Annotated in this window: 17 protein-coding genes and 1 riboswitch; of the genes, 8 read left to right on the forward strand and 9 right to left on the reverse strand. The window is 64.3% G+C overall.

The window, feature by feature from the left end:
- Window positions 1-32: 32 nt before the first annotated feature.
- Together H0274_RS02750 and H0274_RS02755 are read right to left on the reverse strand one after the other, a co-directional pair.
- On the reverse strand, window positions 33-398 hold the full coding sequence (locus tag H0274_RS02750; protein WP_226792814.1) for a hypothetical protein: 366 nt from the start codon (window positions 396-398) through the stop codon (window positions 33-35).
- A 162-nt stretch (window positions 399-560) separates the two neighbouring features.
- A complete protein-coding gene (locus tag H0274_RS02755) occupies window positions 561-1688 on the reverse strand; it encodes a cell wall hydrolase (protein ID WP_226792815.1) in 1128 nt (375 codons plus the stop codon).
- 170 nt (window positions 1689-1858) lie between these two features.
- Window positions 1859-2072, forward strand: a riboswitch (cobalamin riboswitch).
- 68 nt (window positions 2073-2140) lie between these two features.
- Between H0274_RS02755 and H0274_RS02760 the strand changes: the two genes are divergently transcribed.
- Genes H0274_RS02760 through H0274_RS02770 form a run of 3 tightly spaced genes read left to right on the forward strand, consistent with a single transcriptional unit; the run spans window position 2141 to window position 4784 of the window.
- The gene (locus tag H0274_RS02760; protein WP_226792816.1) at window positions 2141-3097 is read left to right on the forward strand and encodes an ABC transporter substrate-binding protein; all 957 of its coding nucleotides are present in this window, start codon (window positions 2141-2143) and stop codon (window positions 3095-3097) included.
- The gene (locus H0274_RS02765; protein WP_226792817.1) at window positions 3094-4047 is read left to right on the forward strand and encodes a FecCD family ABC transporter permease; all 954 of its coding nucleotides are present in this window, start codon (window positions 3094-3096) and stop codon (window positions 4045-4047) included. Before H0274_RS02760 ends, H0274_RS02765 begins: the two co-directional genes overlap by 4 nt.
- Window positions 4047-4784, forward strand: a complete 738-nt coding sequence (locus H0274_RS02770; protein WP_413463470.1) for an ABC transporter ATP-binding protein — start codon at window positions 4047-4049, stop codon at window positions 4782-4784. The genes H0274_RS02765 and H0274_RS02770 overlap by 1 nt, the downstream gene beginning before the upstream one ends.
- Before the next feature lie 95 nt (window positions 4785-4879).
- Here the strand turns inward: H0274_RS02770 and H0274_RS02775 are convergent, their stop codons facing one another.
- From H0274_RS02775 to H0274_RS02785, 3 genes are all read right to left on the reverse strand, one after another.
- On the reverse strand, window positions 4880-7066 hold the full coding sequence (locus H0274_RS02775) for a M3 family metallopeptidase (protein ID WP_226792819.1): 2187 nt from the start codon (window positions 7064-7066) through the stop codon (window positions 4880-4882).
- Window positions 7067-7436: 370 nt separating this feature from the next.
- Window positions 7437-7964 (reverse strand): hypothetical protein, encoded by a 528-nt coding sequence (locus tag H0274_RS02780; RefSeq protein ID WP_226792820.1) that lies wholly within the window; start codon window positions 7962-7964, stop codon window positions 7437-7439.
- Window positions 7964-8407: a hypothetical protein gene (locus tag H0274_RS02785; RefSeq protein WP_226792821.1), complete on the reverse strand. Its 444-nt coding sequence runs from the start codon at window positions 8405-8407 to the stop codon at window positions 7964-7966. The genes H0274_RS02780 and H0274_RS02785 overlap by 1 nt, the downstream gene beginning before the upstream one ends.
- 278 nt (window positions 8408-8685) lie before the next feature.
- On the opposite strand from H0274_RS02785, the gene H0274_RS02790 reads away from it, so the two are divergent.
- Window positions 8686-10065 (forward strand): surface lipoprotein assembly modifier, encoded by a 1380-nt coding sequence (locus tag H0274_RS02790; RefSeq protein ID WP_226792822.1) that lies wholly within the window; start codon window positions 8686-8688, stop codon window positions 10063-10065.
- Between the two features lie 273 nt (window positions 10066-10338).
- Window positions 10339-11292 (forward strand): transferrin-binding protein-like solute binding protein, encoded by a 954-nt coding sequence (locus H0274_RS02795; RefSeq protein ID WP_226792823.1) that lies wholly within the window; start codon window positions 10339-10341, stop codon window positions 11290-11292.
- A gap of 142 nt (window positions 11293-11434) precedes the next feature.
- Here the strand turns inward: H0274_RS02795 and H0274_RS02800 are convergent, their stop codons facing one another.
- Window positions 11435-11797, reverse strand: a complete 363-nt coding sequence (locus H0274_RS02800; RefSeq protein ID WP_226792824.1) for a hypothetical protein — start codon at window positions 11795-11797, stop codon at window positions 11435-11437.
- On the opposite strand from H0274_RS02800, the gene H0274_RS02805 reads away from it, so the two are divergent.
- Window positions 11763-12605, forward strand: a complete 843-nt coding sequence (locus H0274_RS02805; RefSeq protein WP_226792825.1) for a transferrin-binding protein-like solute binding protein — start codon at window positions 11763-11765, stop codon at window positions 12603-12605. The genes H0274_RS02800 and H0274_RS02805 overlap by 35 nt on opposite strands.
- 62 nt (window positions 12606-12667) lie before the next feature.
- Here the strand turns inward: H0274_RS02805 and H0274_RS02810 are convergent, their stop codons facing one another.
- Window positions 12668-13279 (reverse strand): HdeD family acid-resistance protein, encoded by a 612-nt coding sequence (locus H0274_RS02810; protein WP_226792826.1) that lies wholly within the window; start codon window positions 13277-13279, stop codon window positions 12668-12670.
- 260 nt (window positions 13280-13539) lie between these two features.
- Between H0274_RS02810 and uvrA the strand changes: the two genes are divergently transcribed.
- Together uvrA and H0274_RS02820 are read left to right on the forward strand one after the other, a co-directional pair.
- Window positions 13540-16449, forward strand: a complete 2910-nt coding sequence (gene uvrA / locus H0274_RS02815) for an excinuclease ABC subunit UvrA (protein WP_226792827.1) — start codon at window positions 13540-13542, stop codon at window positions 16447-16449.
- Between the two features lie 1147 nt (window positions 16450-17596).
- Entirely contained in the window at window positions 17597-18004 is a 408-nt protein-coding gene (locus tag H0274_RS02820) for a glycine zipper 2TM domain-containing protein (protein WP_226792828.1), read from the forward strand.
- A gap of 51 nt (window positions 18005-18055) precedes the next feature.
- On the opposite strand, the gene H0274_RS02825 is transcribed toward H0274_RS02820, so the two are convergent.
- Window positions 18056-18598, reverse strand: a complete 543-nt coding sequence (locus H0274_RS02825; RefSeq protein WP_226792829.1) for a septal ring lytic transglycosylase RlpA family protein — start codon at window positions 18596-18598, stop codon at window positions 18056-18058.
- Between the two features lie 1039 nt (window positions 18599-19637).
- Window positions 19638-20855: an argininosuccinate synthase gene (locus H0274_RS02830; RefSeq protein ID WP_226792830.1), complete on the reverse strand. Its 1218-nt coding sequence runs from the start codon at window positions 20853-20855 to the stop codon at window positions 19638-19640.
- Window positions 20856-20863: the final 8 nt, after the last annotated feature.

Here is a 20863-nt window from a genome sequence, read left to right on the forward strand (position 1 = left end):
CCGACGTGCCGCGAATGCGCTGACCCGGTCCTTCAACCCGGTTCGCCGGACTTTTCCGCCCGGCGTGCGAGCATGCCGGCCATGCGCCGGTCCAGCGCGCGGCACACGCCCAGCCACCAGCGATAGGTGCTGCGATCCCCGGCGAAGAAGGCGCGTTCCGCCTGATTGCGGGCATGTTCGGCCGCACCGATGCCGTGCTTTGCGAACTGACGCAGCGCGGCATGGAGCGTTTCGCGATCAGGTGCGGGATTTTCCGCGCGGTTTTGACGCATCTGGCCCTGCGGGGCGCTTGTGCTGCCGCTATTGTCATTGGCGGGGCGGGCCATTCTGGCGCGAAGCAGCGAAGTGCCGAGTCCCGGGACCAGCCTGCCTTCGGCGGCGGCGAAATGGATCGTCATAGGGGTGCACCTTCATCATCCGGGCGGTGCACGGCTCCTGGCCGGCGCTCTGCCTGCAGCCCTGATAATCCGGCAAGCTGAAGCGATGGTTCCCGCCCATGGTTTCCGGAATCTAAACCTTTGAAAGTCGCTGATTTGTGGGATTTCAGCGGTGAAATGAGATCAGGGCTTGCCGATCCACTCGCCAGAGCCGCGATATTGGCTCTTCACCTCGCCTCCGCCCGGAAGGCGATTGCCGGAATAGAGAGCTTCGCCGCCGCGTTCCTCGATCTGCGCCGAATAGGCCGGGGCGGGTGCGATGGCCTGCGCCGCCGGGGCGGGATTGGTAGCAACGCCGCGCTGCGGGGCAGCGGCGGCTTGAGGCGCGGGGGCCAGCGATGCTTCGTAACGGCGGGCCAGCTCGACCGGATCGGCCAGAGCAGCCGGATCGGAAATCGCGCCGGGCCGATGCCGCCGGGGCTGGGGCTCTCCGCCGAAATAGGCCTGGGTAAAGGCCCCCGGCAGCCCCGCCGCGCCGCGCCAGCGATAGAATGTATGCGCGCCGATCGTGGTGATATTGTTCAGGCTGTCCGCCCAATAGGGATGGATCTGCACCGTATGGTAATGGGTGGCGAGGCCGACCGGGCGATAGACCGAGCCTGCCAGCGCAGCCATGGCCACGCGCTGCGCCCGGTCCCAGAACTTGCGGGCGGGCGCGCGGGCGAGCGAACCGTCGCAGGTGAAGCTGAACTGGCACCCGGTCGAGCGTTCGGATCCCTGGAAGACCACTCCGCACACCGTATCGGGATAGGCTGGATGGGCCACGCGGTTAAGCACCACCTGGGCCACTGCACGCTGGCCGGAATCGGATTCGGTCGCGGCCTCGTAATAGATGGCCATGGTCATGCACTGGAGCGCGCGGGCTTTGTCCATCGCACTGCCTCTCAGTGCAATCGGCTGGGCGGCGGGTTCGCCCGGCATGTCTTCCGGGAGAATCGCGGAGCCGCCCGAACTGGCGAAGGAAAGTGCGCTCTGCCGGGCGGCAGGATCGTCCGCCAGATAATAGAAGGCGGAGCCGGGAAAGCTCTCGCCCGGAATTTCAAAGCCCATCGGGCTGGCGGCCAGTACTTCATCGCTGCCGAATCCGGGCAGGCTGCGCCATTCGGCGGGCGCGGCGAAGGCGGGCACGGCCAGCGCCAGCCCAAGTGCGGCCAGCTTGCGCCAGGGGCGCCGCGCATGCGCCTTCGCCCGCAGAAAACTGCGGCGCGCCGGGGTGCTGGCGGAAACATCAAGGGCGGCGGAAGGGGACAAGAATCTCTTTCATCAGGCAGCGAAAATCGCGCCTGGGCGCGTATCCCCCAAACCCGCTGCGCGCAGCCAGGAATTCAGGTTCGTGCCGAAGCGGCACAGCGCGCAGATAGGTGTTAAGGGTGAACGCCGGGTAACCGCCGCCTCTTGCCGCGCCGGGCAGCGAGCCCTATCCCTGTGTCTGCGTCATGGGTTGCCCGCGAAAGCGGGCCGAAGAGGGAAGCAGGTGAGGAGGCGATCCTTTCCAAAGCCTGCGCTGCCCCCGCAACTGTGACCGGGGAGCCGCGCGCCCATCATGCCACTGCCGCCCTCAAAGGGTAGCGGGAAGGCGGGCGAGGCGGTGCTGATCCGGCGAGCCAGGAGACCTGCCCGTTGCGCGTCGTTCGGCCACGGGCGGGGTGTACCGATGGCAAGCGCACTGGCCTGTGCCGGTCAACCGGCGCGCGCCTTTCGCCATGGACGGCACTTGTGTCGTGGTGGGAGGTTTGGTGCGCAACTATCTGGTTTCTCTACTGGTCCTTTCCCAGCTTACGGGATGTTCTTCCGCGCTACCCCCTGCCGATAAGCAGCGCGGGCCGAGCATCGTGTCGCTCAACCCCTGCAGCGATGCGATTCTGGCGGAAGTCGCCAAGCCAGACCAGCTCCTTGCCATATCGCATTACAGCCACGATCCGCGCGCCAGTTCGATGGACCCCGCCACCGCCCGCCGTTTCGCAACCACCAGCGGCGCGGCGGAAGAGGTTTTCGCGCTGAAGCCCGATGTCGTGGTGGCCAGCAGTTTCCTGCCCGGCGCGACCCGCCGGGCTTTCGAGCGGCTGGGCATCCGCGTGGTGACGCTGAACATCGCGCATGACCTTGCCGAAAGTGAGGCGCAGGTGCGCCAGCTGGCTGCTCTGGCCGGGCGCCAGGCGCAAGGTGAGGCGCTGGTCGCGCGGATAGAGTCCGCGCTGGACAAGGCGCGCCCGGAGCCCGGCTCCGCGCCGGTGGATGCGCTCGTCTGGCAACAGGGTGGACTTATCGCAGGGCCGGGCAGCCTGATCGCCGACTTGCTCACCCGAACCGGCTTTTCCAGCCATGCCGCGGCGCGCGGGCTGGGGCAGGGCGCCTATCTGCCGCTGGAACAGGTGCTGGCCGATCCACCGGACGTGGTGCTGGCGGCAGGCGGCGAACGTGCCTTGGCGCATCCGGCGCTGAAGGGGCTGAAAGCCACGCGCTACGAGCGGCTCGATCCTTCGCTGCTGTTCTGCGGCGGGCCCACCATAGTGCGGGCGGTGGGGCGGCTGGCCGAGGTCAGGGCGGGTCTTGGCGCGCCTGCTTTGACAGGCCCGGCACGAGCGGATGTGGGGCGGCTCGGAAGACCTCCGCTCGTGCTGAGCTTGTCGAAGGACACGCGGAAAGGGCCGAAAACATGACCCGCCCCGTTCCCGTCCTTTTGTTGGTGCTGACAATAGCAATCCCGCTCTCGCTCCTCGCAGGGCGGGTGTGGATCGATCCGCTCGACACGCCCAATGCCGCGATCATCCTGATGGATTTGCGCCTGCCGCGCGCCTTGCTGGCGCTGGCCATTGGCGGGGGGCTGGGCGCGGCTGGGGCGGCGATGCAGGGCTATCTGCGCAATCCGCTGGCCGATCCGGGCCTGTTTGGCATCGCGCCGGGCGCGGCGCTGGGTGCGGTTGTCAGCCTGTTGTTCGGCTATGCTGCTTCGGCCTGGCTGCTGCCGCTCTTCGCTCTGGCCGGGGCGGGCGGGGCAATGGCGCTGCTGGCGCTGATCGCCGGGCGCAGCGGCGGGATCGGGCTGTTCACGCTGGCGGGCATGATGATCGCCAGCCTCGCGGGGGCGCTCACCTCGCTGGTAATCAGCCTTGCACCCAATGCCTTTGCCATGAGCGAGATCGTTACCTGGCTGATGGGCGCGCTGACGGACAGGAGCTGGCAGGATGTGTGGATCGCCGCGCCGCTCACTATCGCGGGCATCACTCTGCTGCGCGCGGCCGGGCCCTCGCTTGATGCCTTGACGCTGGGCGATGCGGCGGCGTGCTCGCTGGGAGTGGACCCGGCGCGGCTACGAGGGCTGCTGGTGCTGGGCGTGGGGCTGACGGTCGGTTCCGGCGTGGCAGTGGCGGGGATCGTCGGCTTTGTCGGCCTGATCGTGCCGCATCTTGTCCGCCCATGGACCGACCGGCGGCCCGCCTCGCTGATCCTGCCCAGCGCGCTGGCGGGCGCGCTGCTGGTGCTGCTGGCCGATTGCCTCTGCCGCATCCTGCCACTGGTCACCGAATTGCGGCTTGGCATTGCCCTCAGCCTGATCGGGGCGCCGTTCTTCCTGGCCTTGCTGCTGAAGATGAGGAGAGGGCTGGCATGATGCTGACGGCTGAGAAGCTGGCGGTGGAACTGGGCGGTACGGCGCTGCTCCATCCGCTCTCCGCTGGCCTGCATCCCGGCACGATCACCGCGATCTGCGGCCCGAATGGCGCGGGCAAATCGACCTTGCTGGCGGCGCTGGCCGGGCTGACGGAGCCATCTACGGGGGAGGTGCTGCTGGACGGCGCGTCTCTGTCTGCCATGCCAGCGCGCCAGCGGGCCCGCGCGATCGGCTATCTGCCGCAAACGGGCGAGGTGGCGTGGGATATGGTGGTGCGCAGCCTCGTCGCGCTTGGACGGTTGCCTCATGGCGATGAGGGGGCCTTGCCTGTCGCGACGGCTCTGGCGGCCTGCGATCTCGAAAGATTTGCTCAGCGGCGTGTATCCACCCTGTCAGGCGGGGAGAAGGCGCGGGCATTGCTGGCCAGAGTGCTGGCGGGGGAGCCGCGCTGGATATTGGCGGATGAGCCATTGGCCGCGCTGGATATTGCCCATCAGCTCGCTTTGCTCGTCACGTTGAGGCGGGCGGCGGCTGGCGGGGCGGGAGTGGTGCTGGTGCTCCACGATCTGGCGCTGGCGATGAACCATGCGGACCGGGTGCTGCTGCTCGACGGCGGGAGGCTCGTGGCCGATGCCTCGCCCGAGGATGCGCTGAGCGGGCGGAACATCGCCAATGTCTGGGGCGTTGCCGCGCGCTGGCTAGGCGAGCCGGGCGCGCGGGCGCTGGTAATGGGGTGATCCTTGGCAAACCCGTGAGCCCCTGCGAAAGCAGGGCCCCATCAAACAGGTTCCTGCTTTCGCAGGAACTCACACCGGCTGCGACGCTTGCGGCCTTACTCCCCGCTCAGCCCACGGGCTTCGAGCATGGGGGCGATCTGCGGATCGCGGCCGGCATAGTCACGATACATGTCGGCATAATCCTTCGTATGGCCCTGGCCGAGGAAGGTGGCGCGCACATGTTCGCCATTGGCGCGGGTCGGGCCGCCATTCTTTACGACCCAGTCCCAGGCGTCATGGGCCAGCATCTCGGTCCAGATGTAGGAATAATATCCGGCCGAATAACCGCCTGACCAGATATGCCGGAAATAGGGCGAACGATAGCGCGGCGGGATCAGGCGGGTGTCGAGCGCGATGGTGCCCAGCGCTTCCTTCTCGAAATTGCCCGCATTCAGCTTCGCGCCGGGCGTCAGATCATGCCATTTCATGTCCAGCAGGGCGGAGGCCAGCAGTTCCCCGAAGGAGAGGCTCTGGTTGAACTTGCCTGCCGCCTCGATCTTCTGGACCAGCTCGGCCGGGATCGGCTCACCGGTCCGGTAGTGCTTGGCGTAATTGTTCAGAATTTCCGGAAGAAAGGCGAAGTTCTCATTAAACTGGCTGGGAAATTCCACGAAATCCCGCGCCGTATTGGTGCCCGACAGGCCGGGATATTTCTGGGCCGCGAAGATGCCGTGCAGCGCATGGCCGAATTCGTGGAACATGGTGGTCACATCGTCTGCCGTGGCCAGCGCAGGCTCGCCGGGGGCCGGCGGGGCGATGTTCAGCGTGTTGTAGACCACCGGCTTTTCGTCCAGCAGGTAAGACTGCTCCACGAAATTGCCCATCCATGCGCCGCCCTGCTTGTTGGGCCGGGCGAAGGGATCGAAATAGAACAGCGCCATCTCGCTGCCGTCCTTGTCATAGACGGTATAGACGCGCATGTCCGGGTGATAGGTGGGCAGATCGGTGCGGCGCTTGAAGTTGATGCCGTAGAATTTGTTGGCGGCAAAGAACACGCCATCTTCCAGCGACTTCCACACGTCGAAATAGGGCTTCACCGTGGCATCGTCGATGTCATAGCGGGCCTTGCGCACCTTCTCGGCGTAATAGGCCCAGTCCCACGGTTCGAGCTTGATGTTCTGCCCTTCCGATGCGGCCATGTCTTCCAGCATCCTGCCTTCGCGCACCTGGGTGGCGGCCACGGCGGGGACGAAATCCTCCATGAAGGAAATCGCCTTGGCCGGGTCTTTCACCATACCGGCATACATGGCGAAAGCGGCGTAATTGGGCTGGCTCAGCAGGGCGGCCTTCTTCGCGCGCAATTCGGCCAGCTGGGCAAGAGTGCCCGTCAGGTCATACTCGCCGCCGCCCGAAGTGCGGTTGACGCTCGCCTCGAACAGCTTCTGCCGCGTGGCGCGATTGGTGAGGCTGATCAGCTGGGGCTGCTGGGTGGTGTTGATCAGCGCCAGCGCATATTTGCCGGGATTGCCCATTTCGGTGGCCAGCTTGGCCGCCGCATCGATCTCCGCCTTGGGGAGCCCGGCCAGTTCCTCCGCACTGTCGAAGATCGGGGCCTTGGCCGCGGTCGCCTCGGTCAGCTTCTGGCTGAATTCGGTTTCCAGCCCGGCAATGGTGGTATTGATCGCCTTCAGATCTTCCTTGTGCTTGGCATCCAGCAGTGCGCCGGCATGGACGAAATCGGCATAGGTCGTTTCCAGCAGCATCGCATCCTCGCCGGTCATGCTCATCGCGGCGCGGTTGTCATACACCGCCTTTACCCGCTGGAAGAGCTTGTCATTGAGGTAGATCGCATCCTTCAGCGCAGCGATCTTCGGGGACATGTCCTTGTCGATCGCGTCCAGCGTGTCGTTGGTATTGGCCGAGGTCATCTGACCGAAGGGCGCATAGGCGCGCATGAACATGCGGCCGGATTTCTGCATCGCCACCAGCGTGTTCTCGAAACTGGCAGGCGCGGGATCGTTGGCGATGGCCTCTACCTCGGCGAGGTAGATCTTCATGCCCTGTTCCAGCGCGCTGCGATAATCCTCGTCGCGGATCTTCGTGAAATCTGGGGCGTGGAAGGGCAGGGTGGATTGCTGGGCGAAATAGCCGGTGGCCCTAGGAATAGCAGTCGCGGAAGCGGGAATTGCGGTCACGGAAGCAGTATCCTTGGCATTGCCTGTGCCGGGAAGACCGGCCAGCGCCGTTGCGCCGAGTATCGCGGGAGCGGCGGCGGCGAGCAGACGGAATTTCATCGGGCTCATCTCCTGTTGCGGGCGCGAAAAGGTTACGCCCGAAATCAATCTGACCGGGCCATGCCTAGAAATCGCGCAGTGAACAAGGGGTGAGCGGTGAAAGGGGGGCGATCATGGCGTTTGCGAATGCAATGTCGGGGTGCCGTATCGTTCCCTCAATCGTCACCCGGAAACGATTTGGCGTATATCCCATAAAGACAGGTGTTCTTCCGTCGTCCCGGGCTTGACCCGGGACCGCTGGCAACCTTGAGCTACCCCGCCTTAAAACCCTATGGCCAGCGATCCCGGCGTTCGCCGGGATGACGAATGGGTACTCGTCTGAGTGGAATAAGTCCCAAGCAAGTTCAGGGTGATGATCTCGACAGCGATCGAGAACCGTTCAGCAGGGTTTGCCCTCATATTCCCGGCGGTGGGATGTGTAGGCCGTGCCGTTCCAGCGCAGCACCGGGAAGCAGAAGCCCGGCCCACCCACTTCCATGTCCGGCCAGTTGCCCACGCCCCGCGTATCGAGGAAGCGCACGATCCCTGGCCCCTGGCTCATCAGCTTCCACTGCCCGGCAGCATTACGGCTGACCAGGGAATAGCCCGATCCGGTCATGCCGAAGCAGAAGGTGCTGCCTTCGGTAATCACCGCTTCCGGCTGGCCGTCGCCATCAAGGTCGGCCACCTGTTCGATCTGGCCGGGTATATAGGCGGCGGTGTCCGGATCGCCGCAGCCATGCCATTCCCCGCCAGCCAGCTTGAAGCCGGCGGCGGTGAAGGCGGCGGCATCGTCTGCCGGTTCCATCGGGAAAATCTCGGGCGGGGGAGGCTCCACCGCCTGCAGCGGCGCGCACAGCCCGGCAGCCGCCAGAGCGAGCCCAGGGGCGATCCGGGAGGCGATCAGGCGCGCCGCGCGGGCAGGCATCACGGCTGGGTTGCAGGCGCGGTGCCGCAGCGGGAAACATCGCCCTTCTTGCAGGCTTCCACATCGTCACGCCACTTTGCCATGGCGGCCTGATATTCCTGCTCGCGCTTCGACTTCTCGGCCTCATAGGCGGCCTGGGCGGCGGCCTCGTCAGCGGCGATCTTGACCTTGGCTTCTTCCACGGCCTTCAGCCCGCGTTCGTATTCTGCCTGGGAATCGGCATTGGCCTTCAACTGCCCGGCGGCAAATTGGGCCTGTTGTTCATTAGCGGCCTTGCGCTGGGCCACTTCTTCTGGAGAATTGCCCTCGGGCAGTTCGGCGCCTGCGTCCTGAGCGAACAACGGGCTGGAAAGCGCCAGCAGCGCGCCCGCAGCGCCCAGCGCCATGACGGCGGGCAGGCGGAAGGCATGGCGGCGCAGGCAAGGAATTGCGGGACGTTCCATCACAGACTCTCCTTCTATTATATGCAGGACCCTTTTTGACAGGCAGGACAATGCGGAGCGCGCGCGTGCTTGGCAAGGGCGTGGTGGAAGGCGGCGGGCAGTTTGCGCAGATCAACCCCCGCGAGCCGTTCCCCTGCGGCGACGAAATTCTTCCACCTCCGATCAGCTCTTCGCATGGCTACTCGACCGTTGCCCCGCGTGCAGCTATGCCGCCCCGGTCTGCGGGTAGCATGCTTCGCGGGCCGTGCTGGGGGCCTGTAATGTTTGGAGGGCGAAGCGTGAATTTTCGCAGGAATGGCGCGGTGTGGCTGGCCTTGCTGGCATGTGGCATGGCGTCCGCCCCCGCGTTGGCTGACGATGCCGCGCCGCAGGCCCATGGGGAAGCGCCCTCAGCTGCGCCACAGAACGCCGCTCGGCCGGTCGAGATGACCGCAGCACAATTGTTCGAATATGCCGATGCCGCGCGTGATTCCGGCGATTTCGAAACGGCTGAGGCAGCCTATCGCGCGCTCACTCAGGATCCCGATCTGGAATTGCGCACCGAAGCGCGCTTCCGTCTGGCGATGATGCTGGCGGATCGGATGGACAAGCCGCGCGAGGCTGCCGTGCTGCTGCGCCGCATTCTGGATGACAAGCCGGATGCCGCTCCGGTGCGCCTCCAGCTTGCCCGGTTGCAGGCGCAGATGGGCAATATGGGCGAGGCCCGGCGCGAATTGCGCGCAGCGGAAGCCAGCGGCCTGCCGCCGCAGGTGGAACAGCAGGTGCGCTTCTTCGCCAATGCCCTTTCCGCGCTGAAGCGTACTGGCGGCAGTTTTGAAGTGGCCGCCGCGCCCAGCACCAATATCAACAACGCCACCCATTCCGATACGCTGGGCACGATCATCGGCGATTTCACGCTGGACGACGATGCCAAGGCGCAATCGGGCATCGGTATTTCGGTGCGCGGGCAGCTCTATCATCGCGTGCCGGTGGGCCGGACGACAGACATCCTGCTGCGCGCCTCGGCTTCGGGCGATCTTTATCGCAAGAGCCGGTTTGACGATATTTCCACCTCGCTGCAGGCCGGGCCGCAATGGCGCTGGGGGGCTGACCGGTTCTCGCTCGCAGCAGCAGGTAGCTGGCGCTGGTATGGGCTCGATCCTTACAGCACCTCTTATGGTGTGACCGGCAACTGGCAGCATCCGCTGGGCAAGCGCAGCCAGCTGCGGCTGGACGGCACGGTGCTCAAGGAGGACAATCAGCGCAACGATCTGGAAGATGGGGAACTTTATACGCTCGCCGTGGGGCTGGACCGGGCCTTCAGCGCGCGCTTCGGCGGCGGGGTGCAAGTGAACGGCACGCGCGATGTGGCGGCCGATCCCGGCTATTCCACGGCCAGCGGGGGCATCAACACCTATCTCTATCGCGAAATGGGCCGCACTACGGCGGTGCTCAATCTGGGCTATCGCCGGCTTGAAGCGGACAAGCGCCTGTTCCTCTATCCCCAGCGGCGCAAGGACGACAATTTTTCGGCCAGCCTTTCGGGCACTTTTCGTGCCCTGACCTTCGGCACATTCGCGCCACTGCTGCGGGTTGCCTATCAGCGTAACTGGTCCACGATCGAGATTTACGATTTCGATCGTTTCTCTGCGGAAGTGGGCATCGTCGCGGCATTTTGAGCGAGGATGGGGCGAGGAGTAAGGGAGCGACCATTCCGCTCCGTCCTGTCTGGTAACGTCGTGCCCATCTCATTTGACGGGTCATATTTGACGGGACGATCCCTTGTATCGGCCAGTGGCGGTGCCAGGGGGGCTCGTTTCGTCCATAATTTGTGGTTAGAGGCGAGACTTCCTTTGCCCAGACCGGGCATTCTGGTGCAGGAAGCGCGCCTGACATAACAAGGGCTGCCGGGTGGATTCTGCAATCGCCCGGAGAATGCGGGAGTTTCTGTGATGACATCGAAGCGGATGATGGCCGGGGCTTCGCTCCTTACGCTGGGGCTGACGCTGGCAGCCTGCGGCGGCGGAGTGGATTCGACGCCCACTCCCACGCCAACCCCGACGGATACCGGAACCCCCACGCCGACGCCTACCGAGCCCTATCTGACCATTCAGGAGATGTTCGCCAAGCCGAGCAACAAGGTGTTCCGTACCGCCGGTGTCAGCTGGACCAAGACGGGCACGGCCGATCCCACCGGGTTCGATTCCTATGCCTTCAGCAGCAAGCTGTTGATCGGCTACGATGAAACCAAGGACAACTACAAGGTCACGCCCACGGGCGAAACCGCCGTGGAATTCCCCATCGGCAGCAATACGCCGGGCGGCAATGCCAGCTTCAGCAAGACCACCAGCAACATCACCGACACGCTGAAGATCGCCGTGCCGCAAGTGAACAGCGTGCCGCTGTCCTATACGCTGCTGTTCGATTTCACGCGGACCGACAGCACGACAGGCAAGACCACCTTCTATCAGTCGGTCGGCGGGTTCCTGAGCCAGACGGGCGATATGCCGCGCACTGGTTCCGCCAATTACACCATGATGGTGGATGGCAGCGCCACGCGCGACGGGGATAGCAAGACCTATCTGCTGGGCGGCCATTCGACCGGCACTTTCTCCGCCAGTTTCGCCGATGGCAAGATCAACACCACGCTGAGCCTGAAGGGCGAAGCGAGCGGCGGCGCGACGAGCGATTTCGGCACCGCCACCGGCACTGGCAACTTCGCGGTTGGGGGCCCGACCTTCACCGGCACCTTTACCGGCGCAAACAACGCGACCGGCAAGTTCTCGGGCGGCTTCTTCGGCCCGGCGGCGGCGGAAGCGGGCTATGGCTGGTATTTCCAGGGCTCCGATTTCGATGCGCATGGCGTGGCCGCAGGCACGAAGAACGTTCCGGCACCCACTCCCTGATTCGCGATGGAAAAGCGGGTTCCACCCTGGATTTCCCCGGGGTGGAGCTTTGCGTAATGGACGAGGCCCGCTCTTTGAGGCAGGAGGCTTCCTGAAGGGCCCGTGCGGCCCGACTACGGGGGCAATTCATGAAATACGTCCGTTACGCGGCGGGTGCGTCGCTGGTTTCGATCGCTCTGGTAATGGCAGGCTGCGGTGGCGGGGGCGTGAACAGCACGCCAACGCCATCGCCCACTCCGCCTTCCACGCCGTCACCGTCGCCGACCCAAACTCCGACGCCGTCGCCGACGCCGACCCAATCTCCCACGCCTACGCCGGGCCCGACGCCTAGCCCTTCGCCTACACCCACTCCGGTGCCCACTCCCACGCCTTCACCCACTCCCACGCCTTCACCCACTCCCACTCCCACTCCCACTCCCACTCCCACTCCCACTCCTACCCCAACGCCGCTGCCCACGCCGATCAGTTCGGTGTTCCAGGGCTTGCCGGCGGATACGGCGCTCAACACCGCTTCCTTCTATGGCGGCGTCAATCTGAGCGGGTCAGTCAGCGGCGGGCGCAACAATCTGGGCTCCACCGTGCAGGTCCGCTATTCGGTAACTGGCGGCAGGGTGGAAGTCCTCAAATCGGGATCGGTGGTGGCCTCCTTCACCACGGCCGATCTCGACACGACCAATAGTGGCAATGGGCTGGCCATCTTCCAGAAGGGGCAGGTCAGCATCCCCACCACCAGTATAACCCTGCCCAAGGAAGTGCTTGAACTGCATGTGCCGCAGATCAGTGGAGTGCCACTCAGCTATACGCGCTTCGGCACTTATGCGAACCTCAATGTCAGCCTTTTCAAGCAGGAGATAAATCCCCTCGCGGCATTCGTGTTCGGCCAGCAGACGGCGACTAACATGCCGACCACCGGCAGCGCGACTTACAATTCCGATGTCTATGGCGCGGTCTTCGTGCCCAATGGTACGGAGCCGTCGCTCTTTGCCGTGGGAGACGGAAATGGATCGGCCACGTTCAGCGCCAATTTCGGCAGCGGAACCGTCTCCACGCTGATCAATCTGGCAGGCGTGGATGCGCTGGGAAGCGCGGGTTACGCCAGCTTCGGATCGGTCAGCGGCAATGGCACGATTGCGTCAGGCGGCCCGGCCTTCAGCGGCACGCTTTCCGGATCGGGTTCGGGCGGGTTCACAGGCGCCTTCTTCGGGCCGAGCGCTGTCGAGATGGGTTATGTGTTCAACGTCCAGGGGACGTATAACAGCACCGATTTCGTGGCTTACGGCAATGTCTTCGGCACCAAGGCGCCGCCGCCCTGAAGCGCGTTAAAACCGGATAGTGATGGCGGGAAAGGGAAGGCCCTTTCCCGCCATTCGCGTTTTCAGGCCGCCTTACCCTTCAGCCGTAGTGCCAGCATCACCAGCGCGATGCCGCTGGCCAGCGCATAGATGCCGATCAGCCAGCCCAGCGAGATGAGCGAGGCGCCCGGCGCGGTCATCAGCATATAGAGGATCGCCACGCCCAGCAGCAGCGAAAGGGCGCCGGCAAGGCCCAGCAGCCATTCCCCTTCGATGGAGCGGCGCAGACGGATGGCTGCCGCGATTTCCATCACGCCCGTCACCATCGCCCAGAAGGCCAGTGTGAACACCAGGAAGAAGGCATAGGTGGCCGCGGCCAACAGCGGCCAGACGAAGAAGATCACGCCCACCGCGATCCCCACCACGCCGGAAAAGACGAGCATGCCCCAGCGATCGGCCTTGTTGGTCGCGCCCCTAATGCCCGCGATCAGCGACAGGATACCATCGGCAAAGCTGAAGGCGCCGAATAGCAGGGCAAAGGCGAATACGGTCAGTCCCGGCACCAGCAGCGCCATGATGCCCAGCAAAATGGCCAGCACGCCCCGCAGCATGAACCAGCGCCAATTATGCATGGGCAGCAGCAGGAAGGCGGCATCGATCCGGGCGGCAGGTTCTGGCGTTTGCGAAGCTTCCATGGCGTATTTTCCTTTCGGGTGCGAAAGATGGGGTGCTCGATGGGGTGGCCCTGTGCCCGCCGGGATGAGGGGCGGGCAGCGTGGTGATATTGCCTGATTATTCCGGTCAAGTCACAGGATTGCTTGCGTATGGGGCCTTCCCGTTTTGCCGCGAATTTTGTCAGCTTGACGAAAGCGAACATTTGAGGAACAAAAGGACGTCCGGCGGCCTGCCTTGAAGGTCACTGGACTCTTCGCCCTCCAGCCCCCAGATCGCGCTCATGTCTCTCACCACCATTTCCGTCCGTGGCGCCCGCGAGCATAATCTCAAAGGCGTGGATATCGACCTTCCGCGGGACAAGCTGATCGTCATCACCGGGCTTTCCGGCTCGGGGAAGTCCAGCCTCGCCTTCGATACGATCTATGCCGAGGGGCAGCGCCGCTATGTGGAGAGCCTCTCCGCCTATGCGCGCCAGTTTCTGGAGATGATGCAGAAGCCGGATGTCGAACATATCGACGGCCTGAGCCCGGCCATCTCGATCGAGCAGAAGACGACCAGCCGCAATCCGCGCTCCACGGTGGCGACGGTCACGGAAATCTACGATTACATGCGCCTGCTGTGGGCGCGGGTGGGTGTGCCCTACAGCCCCGCCACCGGCCTGCCGATCAGCGCGCAGACGGTCAGCCAGATGGTGGACCGGGTCATGGCCCTGCCGGAAGGGACGCGCCTCTATCTGCTCGCCCCGGTGGTGCGCGGGCGCAAGGGCGAATATCGCAAGGAACTGGCCGAGTGGCAGAAGGCCGGCTTCACTCGCGTGCGGATCGATGGCGAGATTTACGAGATTGCCGAGGCTCCGGCGCTCGACAAGAAATACAAGCATGACATTGAAGTGGTGGTCGATCGCCTCGCCGTGCGGGAAGGGATCGAGACACGGCTGGCCGACAGTTTCGAAACCGCGCTGAAGCTGGCCGAAGGACTGGCCTATGTCGATCTGGCAGACGGTACGGTGCCCGGCCGCGAGGCGGAGCAGGGCGGAACCAATGCCGCGGGCGGCCAGCTGAAAGGCGCGGGCATTCCCGCCAATCGCATCGTCTTCAGCGAGAAATTCGCTTGCCCGGTCAGCGGCTTCACTATCGAGGAAATCGAGCCGCGCCTGTTCTCCTTCAACGCGCCGCAAGGGGCCTGTCCGGCGTGCGACGGGCTGGGCGAAAAGCTGCTGTTCGATCCGCAGCTTGTCGTCCCCAATGAGGAACTGAGCCTGAAGAAGGGGGCCGTGGTGCCCTGGGCCAAGAGCAATCCGCCGTCGCCCTATTACATGCAAGTGCTCTCCAGCCTGGCCAAGGCCTATGATTTCAGCCTTGAAACGCCGTGGAAGGATCTGGAGCCGGACCAGAAGCTGATCATCCTGCACGGCACGGGGGGCATGCCGGTGGAGCTGACCTTTAAGGACGGGCGCAAGGAATATACCGTGCGCAAGGCTTTCGAGGGCGTAATCGGCAATCTCAACCGCCGCATGGGGCAGACCGACAGCGCCTGGATGCGCGAGGAACTCTCCAAGTTCCAGACCGCGCAGCCCTGCGAGACCTGCCATGGCAAGCGCCTCAATGAAAAGGCGCTGGCGGTGAAGATCGCAGGCACGGATATCGCCACGCCCGTTGCCCTCTCGGTCAGCGATGCGGTGGAATGGTTCGGCAATCTCCAGCACCAGCTGACCGCGCAGCAGAACCAGATCGCCAAGGCCATCCTCAAGGAGATCAACGAGCGGCTGGGCTTCCTCAACAATGTCGGACTGGATTACCTCAATCTCGACCGGACGAGCGGCACGCTGTCCGGCGGGGAAAGCCAGCGCATCCGCCTCGCCAGCCAGATTGGCAGCGGCCTTTCCGGCGTGCTCTATGTGCTGGACGAGCCAAGCATCGGCCTGCACCAGCGCGATAATGACATGCTGCTGGTGACGCTCAAGCGCCTGCGCGATCTGGGCAATACCGTGATCGTGGTGGAACATGACGAGGATGCGATCCGCGCGGCCGATCACATTGTCGATCTTGGCCCCGGTGCGGGTGTGCATGGCGGCGAAGTGGTGGCCGAAGGCACGCTGAAGGACATTCTCGCCAGCGAGGATAGCCTGACCGCCGCCTATCTCAACGGCACGCGCGAAATCGCCGTGCCCAGGAAGCGGCGCAAGGGCAATGGCCACAAGATCACCGTGGCGGGCGCACGGGCGAACAATCTGAAGAACGTCACCGCCAGCATTCCGCTGGGCACTTTCACCTGCATCACCGGCGTATCGGGCAGCGGCAAGTCCAGCTTCACCATCGACACGCTGCATGCCGGCGCGGCGCGCGCGCTGAACGGCGCGCGAGTGATCGCGGGGGCGCATGACAAGATCACCGGTCTCGAACATTGCGACAAGGTGATCGAGATCGACCAGTCGCCCATCGGCCGCACCCCGCGCAGCAACCCGGCGACCTATACTGGCGCCTTCACCCAGATCCGCGACTGGTTCGCGGGCCTGCCGGAAGCACAGGCGCGGGGGTACAAGGCGGGGCGGTTCAGTTTCAACGTCAAGGGCGGCCGCTGCGAAGTGTGCCAGGGCGACGGGCTGATCAAGATCGAGATGCACTTCCTGCCCGACGTCTATGTCACCTGCGAGGAATGCCACGGCAAGCGCTACAACCGCGAAACGCTGGAAGTGAAGTTCAAGGGCATGAGCATTGCCGACGTGCTCGACATGACGATCGAGGATGCGGAGGAATTCTTCAAGGCCGTGCCCCCCATCCGCGACAAGATGCACATGCTCAACGAAGTGGGGCTGGGCTATGTCAAGGTGGGCCAGCAGGCCACCACCCTGTCAGGCGGCGAGGCGCAGCGGGTGAAGCTGGCCAAGGAACTCAGCCGCCGCTCCACCGGGCAGACGCTCTACATTCTCGACGAGCCGACCACCGGCCTCCATTTCGAGGATGTGCGCAAGCTGCTGGAAGTGCTGCAAAGGCTGGTGGATCAGGGCAATTCCGTGGTGGTGATCGAGCATAATCTGGACGTCATCAAGGTGGCGGACTGGATCATCGATCTCGGCCCCGAAGGCGGCGTGCGCGGGGGCGAGATCGTGGCCACCGGCACGCCCGAACAGGTCGTAAAGGAACCGCGCAGCTACACCGGGCAGTATCTGGCGCCGCTTCTGGCTAAGTGAGTGGGCGCGATCCTCCCCGGAACGGGGAGGGCGCGCGCACGGGATACGGGGCAGGCGTCACAGCTATCCTCCTTTGTCACCCCGGACCTGTTCCGGGGTGACCGAAGGAAAAACGTCGGGCCTAGGACGCCTCTGGGCCCGTGCCTGTGCGACAGTCCTGCCCACGGGGCGAACATTCGAAGCTTTCCTACACGCCTCATGCTGTATAACTGAATTGGTTCATTCTCTATGGAGAGGCGAACCATGTCAGCGCATAATACTCAAAATCCCGCCACCCATCTCGTCCTGCCGCCGCCGGAAGACGTGAGTTTCTTCATGGGGGCGGCCTTCTGGAACGATCCTGACGGCAAGCGACAGCGCGCCTATGAGTCCGATTATAGGGCGCGCTGGGCGGCACAGCAGGCGCGGGAGGCGCAGGCTCGGACGGATGCAGAGGAGAGGGAGGGACCCCCGGCCGCTCCGCTCGCGTCGCACGAAGCGCATGCCCACAGGTCTCACTCCGCCGGGCGCGGATCGATCGGGGGCAGGCGGGATATCGATTTGCCGGGGGAAGGGCCGGATGCGACGCAGGCGGATTCTGCGGGAATGGCGAGCGAGCAAGCCCTGACTGGCGGCGCCCACCTCCGCACGGCCTTCACCTCGGTCCGCCAGATGCGTTTCCGCGGCTGGCTGGCGGCTGGGGGCGATGTCCGCACGGCCTGCGCGGCGAGCGGGATTTCGCCCATGATGGCCTATCGCGCGCGGCGGCGCGATCCCTTGTTCGCAGCGGGTGCGGGACCGGGCGCTGGCCCTGGCGCGCGACCATGCGCAGGCCGTGCTGGCGGACCGCGCGCTGGAAGCATTGCGGAGCCGGTGTTCCACGACGGCGAAGTGGCGGGTTATCGTCGCCGCTATGGATGTGGGCTCCTGCTGGCCCATCTCGCCCGACCGGAACGGCGCTGCGAGGTGCTGGAATTAAGCGCCCCGGCGACGCGGGCGATGGGGAAGCATTCGACATGCTGTGACGCTTCGGTCCCGGCCCTGGCTGCCCCGCTCGTCGCAGGCCCATCCTTCGCAGGCGCATCTCACGCGAGTTCTGCCTACGCCCGGCTTGAACTGGCCGATACAAAGCGTATAGTTCAGCATACTCAAAGAAAGGGAGCGGATCATGCGCATTGCGTTATTGACCGTGGTGGCGGCTACGACACTTGTCGGGGGCTGTGCGACTGATGACGGCTATCGGAGCGATGGCTGGAGAAGCTATCGCAATTACGACTATAACCGCCCCGATCCACGATATAATGATTATGATGCTTCCCGATATTATCGCGAGGGCAAGAATTATCGCGAACATAAATTATCGCGTAACGATCGGATCTATCGGGGCCGCGATGGCAAATACTACTGCCGGCGCAGCGACGGAACCACTGGCCTGATAGTGGGCGCTCTTGCTGGCGGTACGCTGGGCGGCATCATCGCTCCGGGTAATTCCGAAGTGCTGGGCGCGCTGATCGGCGCGGGCGTCGGTGCCTTGATCGGTAGCGAGATCGACAACGGCAAGGTGCGTTGCCGCTGACCGGACTGCCGGCTGGCCGGTGATGCTCAAATCGTAGAGTGCGGCGGTGCTTTACCCGGCCAGTAGGGAGATGCTCACCTGGCCGCTGCCGGGGCCGATCAGGCCCAGTTCGCGCGCTGCGGCCTGGCTGACGTCGATCAGGCGCTTGTGCGTATAGGGGCCGCGATCGTTGATGCGGACCACGACATTCTGCCCGGTCTTGGTGTTGGTGACGCGCACAAGGCTGCCGAAAGGCAGGCTGGGATGGGCGGCAGTGAGTTCAGTAGGGTTGAACTTCTCGCCGCTGGCGGTGCGGCGACCCTTGAATTCCTTGCCATACCAGCTGGCGAGGCCAGTGCCGATATGCTCGCCGGCATCCTCGGCCATGGGCGCAACGGCCTCGTCCGAAACGGGGTTGAGCCCCGTTTCAAGGGCGCTGGCCTGAATGGCGGCGGGGAGCAGCGCGGCAACGGAGATCGGGGCAACCGGAACGGTCGTTTCGGCAAGGACCGGGCTGCTGGTGCCCAGAGCCGCGAGCAACAGGGCTGCGCCTGCTCCGGCAAAAGGCCGGGTGAGGGTGCGCTTGCGCTGGCTGAAGATCGAACCGCTTTGCATTGGAACCGGCGCATACAGCATGGGGCCGGGGAAGGAACCCACCCGCCACGCCTCGCCGCTGAGGTGAAACGGTTCACCGACTCATCGCCGAAATCTGCGGCGAATGGAGCGGGTTATCCACCGCGTGAGGGTGGTTTTGGAGTGCGGGATGAGGGGCGAATCGGGAGAGTGGCGGTCTTTCACACTGGCTTGGAATGGTGCGCTGGCTCAACTCCCAAGCCAATTTGGAGGTCGTCATGCTGAACCTGTTTCAGCATCCATCTATCCTCGGGAGTAGTGCTTTGAGGAGGCGAAATGGGCCCCTGGAAGCGAAGCTGTGCCTGCACAAACAAGTTCAGGGTGACGATAGGGGCGCTGCAACAGCCATTTGCATGGGGTTCTTCGGGGACGAAAATGAATGGAATGCCCAGATATGCAAATGAGGGCGGCATTGCTGCCACCCTCACTGCACCGGCTGCGTTACCGGCGTTCGACGACCCCGAGAGGACGTTGTCGCCCGGCGCTCGCGCCGGCATCCGGTCCCGTCAGGCGAGGGATCGAGCCCGAAGGCACTCTCACTCCCGCCCGGCGGTTCCGCGGCTTTCCAGTCCGTTGGGGGCTCTGCGCTTCATCTGGTCCTGCATCGGCCGAAACCGGGGCATTTCCATCCGTACAGAGCCGGACTTTCCGGCCAACCGATGATTTTCCGCCTGCGCCCTTTCACCGGCCACGCGTCCATCCGAGGACTTTCGCGATGTTGCCTGCTTCCGAAGCGCCTGCTTTCAACCATCGTCTCGCGAAGGTTCTTCCTGGTCCTCCACCGTTTCCAGCCTTGCGGCTTTCTTCGATTTCGGTCCGGATTTCCCGTCTCGATGATTGGAAAATGCGCCTCGAAAGTGAGTCGTTCAAGCCGCGCAAGGCCGACTTATCCACTTTCGCCCGAATTGGCGGTGGATTAATGTGGATAAGTCTGGAATCTGCGTTGCGGCTGCGAAGAAACCCTGCTTTAGGGCGCGATTTTGTTGCGTTGCCGCAAGAATCGCGCCCGGCAGAGAAGGCGTCAGCCCCGGTCGCGCTGGGCCAGCAGGCGCAGGCGCAGGGCGTTCAGCTTGATGAAGCCCGCCGCATCCTTCTGATCGTAAGCGCCGGCATCGTCCTCGAAAGTGACGTGGCGTTCCGAATAGAGGCTGTTGGGGCTCTTGCGGCCCACCACATTTGCGCTGCCCTTGTAGAGCTTGAGGCGGACCGTGCCGGAAACCTTTTCCTGGCTGTGGTCGATCGCCGCCTGCAGCATCTCGCGCTCGGGGCTGAACCAGAAGCCATTATAGATCAGCTCGGCATATTTCGGCATCAGCTCGTCCTTGAGATGAGCCGCGCCGCGATCCAGCGTGATCTGTTCAATGCCGCGATGGGCGCGGGCATAGATCTCGCCGCCCGGGGTTTCATACATGCCGCGGCTCTTCATGCCGACGAAGCGGTTTTCCACCAGATCGAGGCGGCCGATGCCATGCTTGCGGCCCAGATCGTTGAGCGCGGCGAGCAGCGTGGCCGGGCTCATCGCTTCGCCATTCAGGGCAACGCCGTCACCCTTCTCGAAGTCGATGGTGATATATTCCGGAGTATCCGGCGCATCTTCCGGGTTCACGGTGCGCGAATAGACGTAATCCGGGGTTTCTTCCCACGGATCTTCCAGCACCTTGCCCTCGGAAGAAGTGTGCAGCAGGTTCGCGTCGGTGGAGAAGGGGCTCTCCCCGCGCTTGTCCTTCGGCACGGGGATCTGGTGTTCTTCCGCCCAGGCGATCAGCGCGGTGCGGCTGGTCAGATCCCATTCGCGCCACGGGGCGATCACCTTGATGTTCGGCTCCAGCGCATAGGCGGACAGCTCGAACCGCACCTGATCGTTGCCCTTGCCGGTGGCGCCATGGGCCACGGCATCGGCGCCGGTTTCCCGCGCGATTTCGATCAGGCGCTTGGAAATCAGGGGGCGGGCGATGGAGGTGCCCAGCAGGTAATCCCCCTCATAACGGGCATTGGCGCGCATCATGGGGAAGACGAAATCGCGCACGAATTCCTCGCGCAGATCGTCAATATAGATGTGGTGATCGGGCACGCCCATCAGCTTGGCCTTGGCGCGCGCGGGTTCCAGTTCCTCGCCCTGGCCGAGATCGGCCGTGAAGGTGACCACTTCGCAATTGTAAGTGACCTGCAGCCATTTGAGGATCACGCTGGTGTCGAGACCACCGGAATAGGCGAGGACGACACGCTTGATATCGGACATGGGCGGCT

Origin of the sequence: Fulverythrobacter ferritrahens (genome assembly GCF_020539485.1) — a bacterium.
GTDB classification, from domain to species: Bacteria; Pseudomonadota; Alphaproteobacteria; order Sphingomonadales; family Sphingomonadaceae; genus Andeanibacterium; species Andeanibacterium ferritrahens.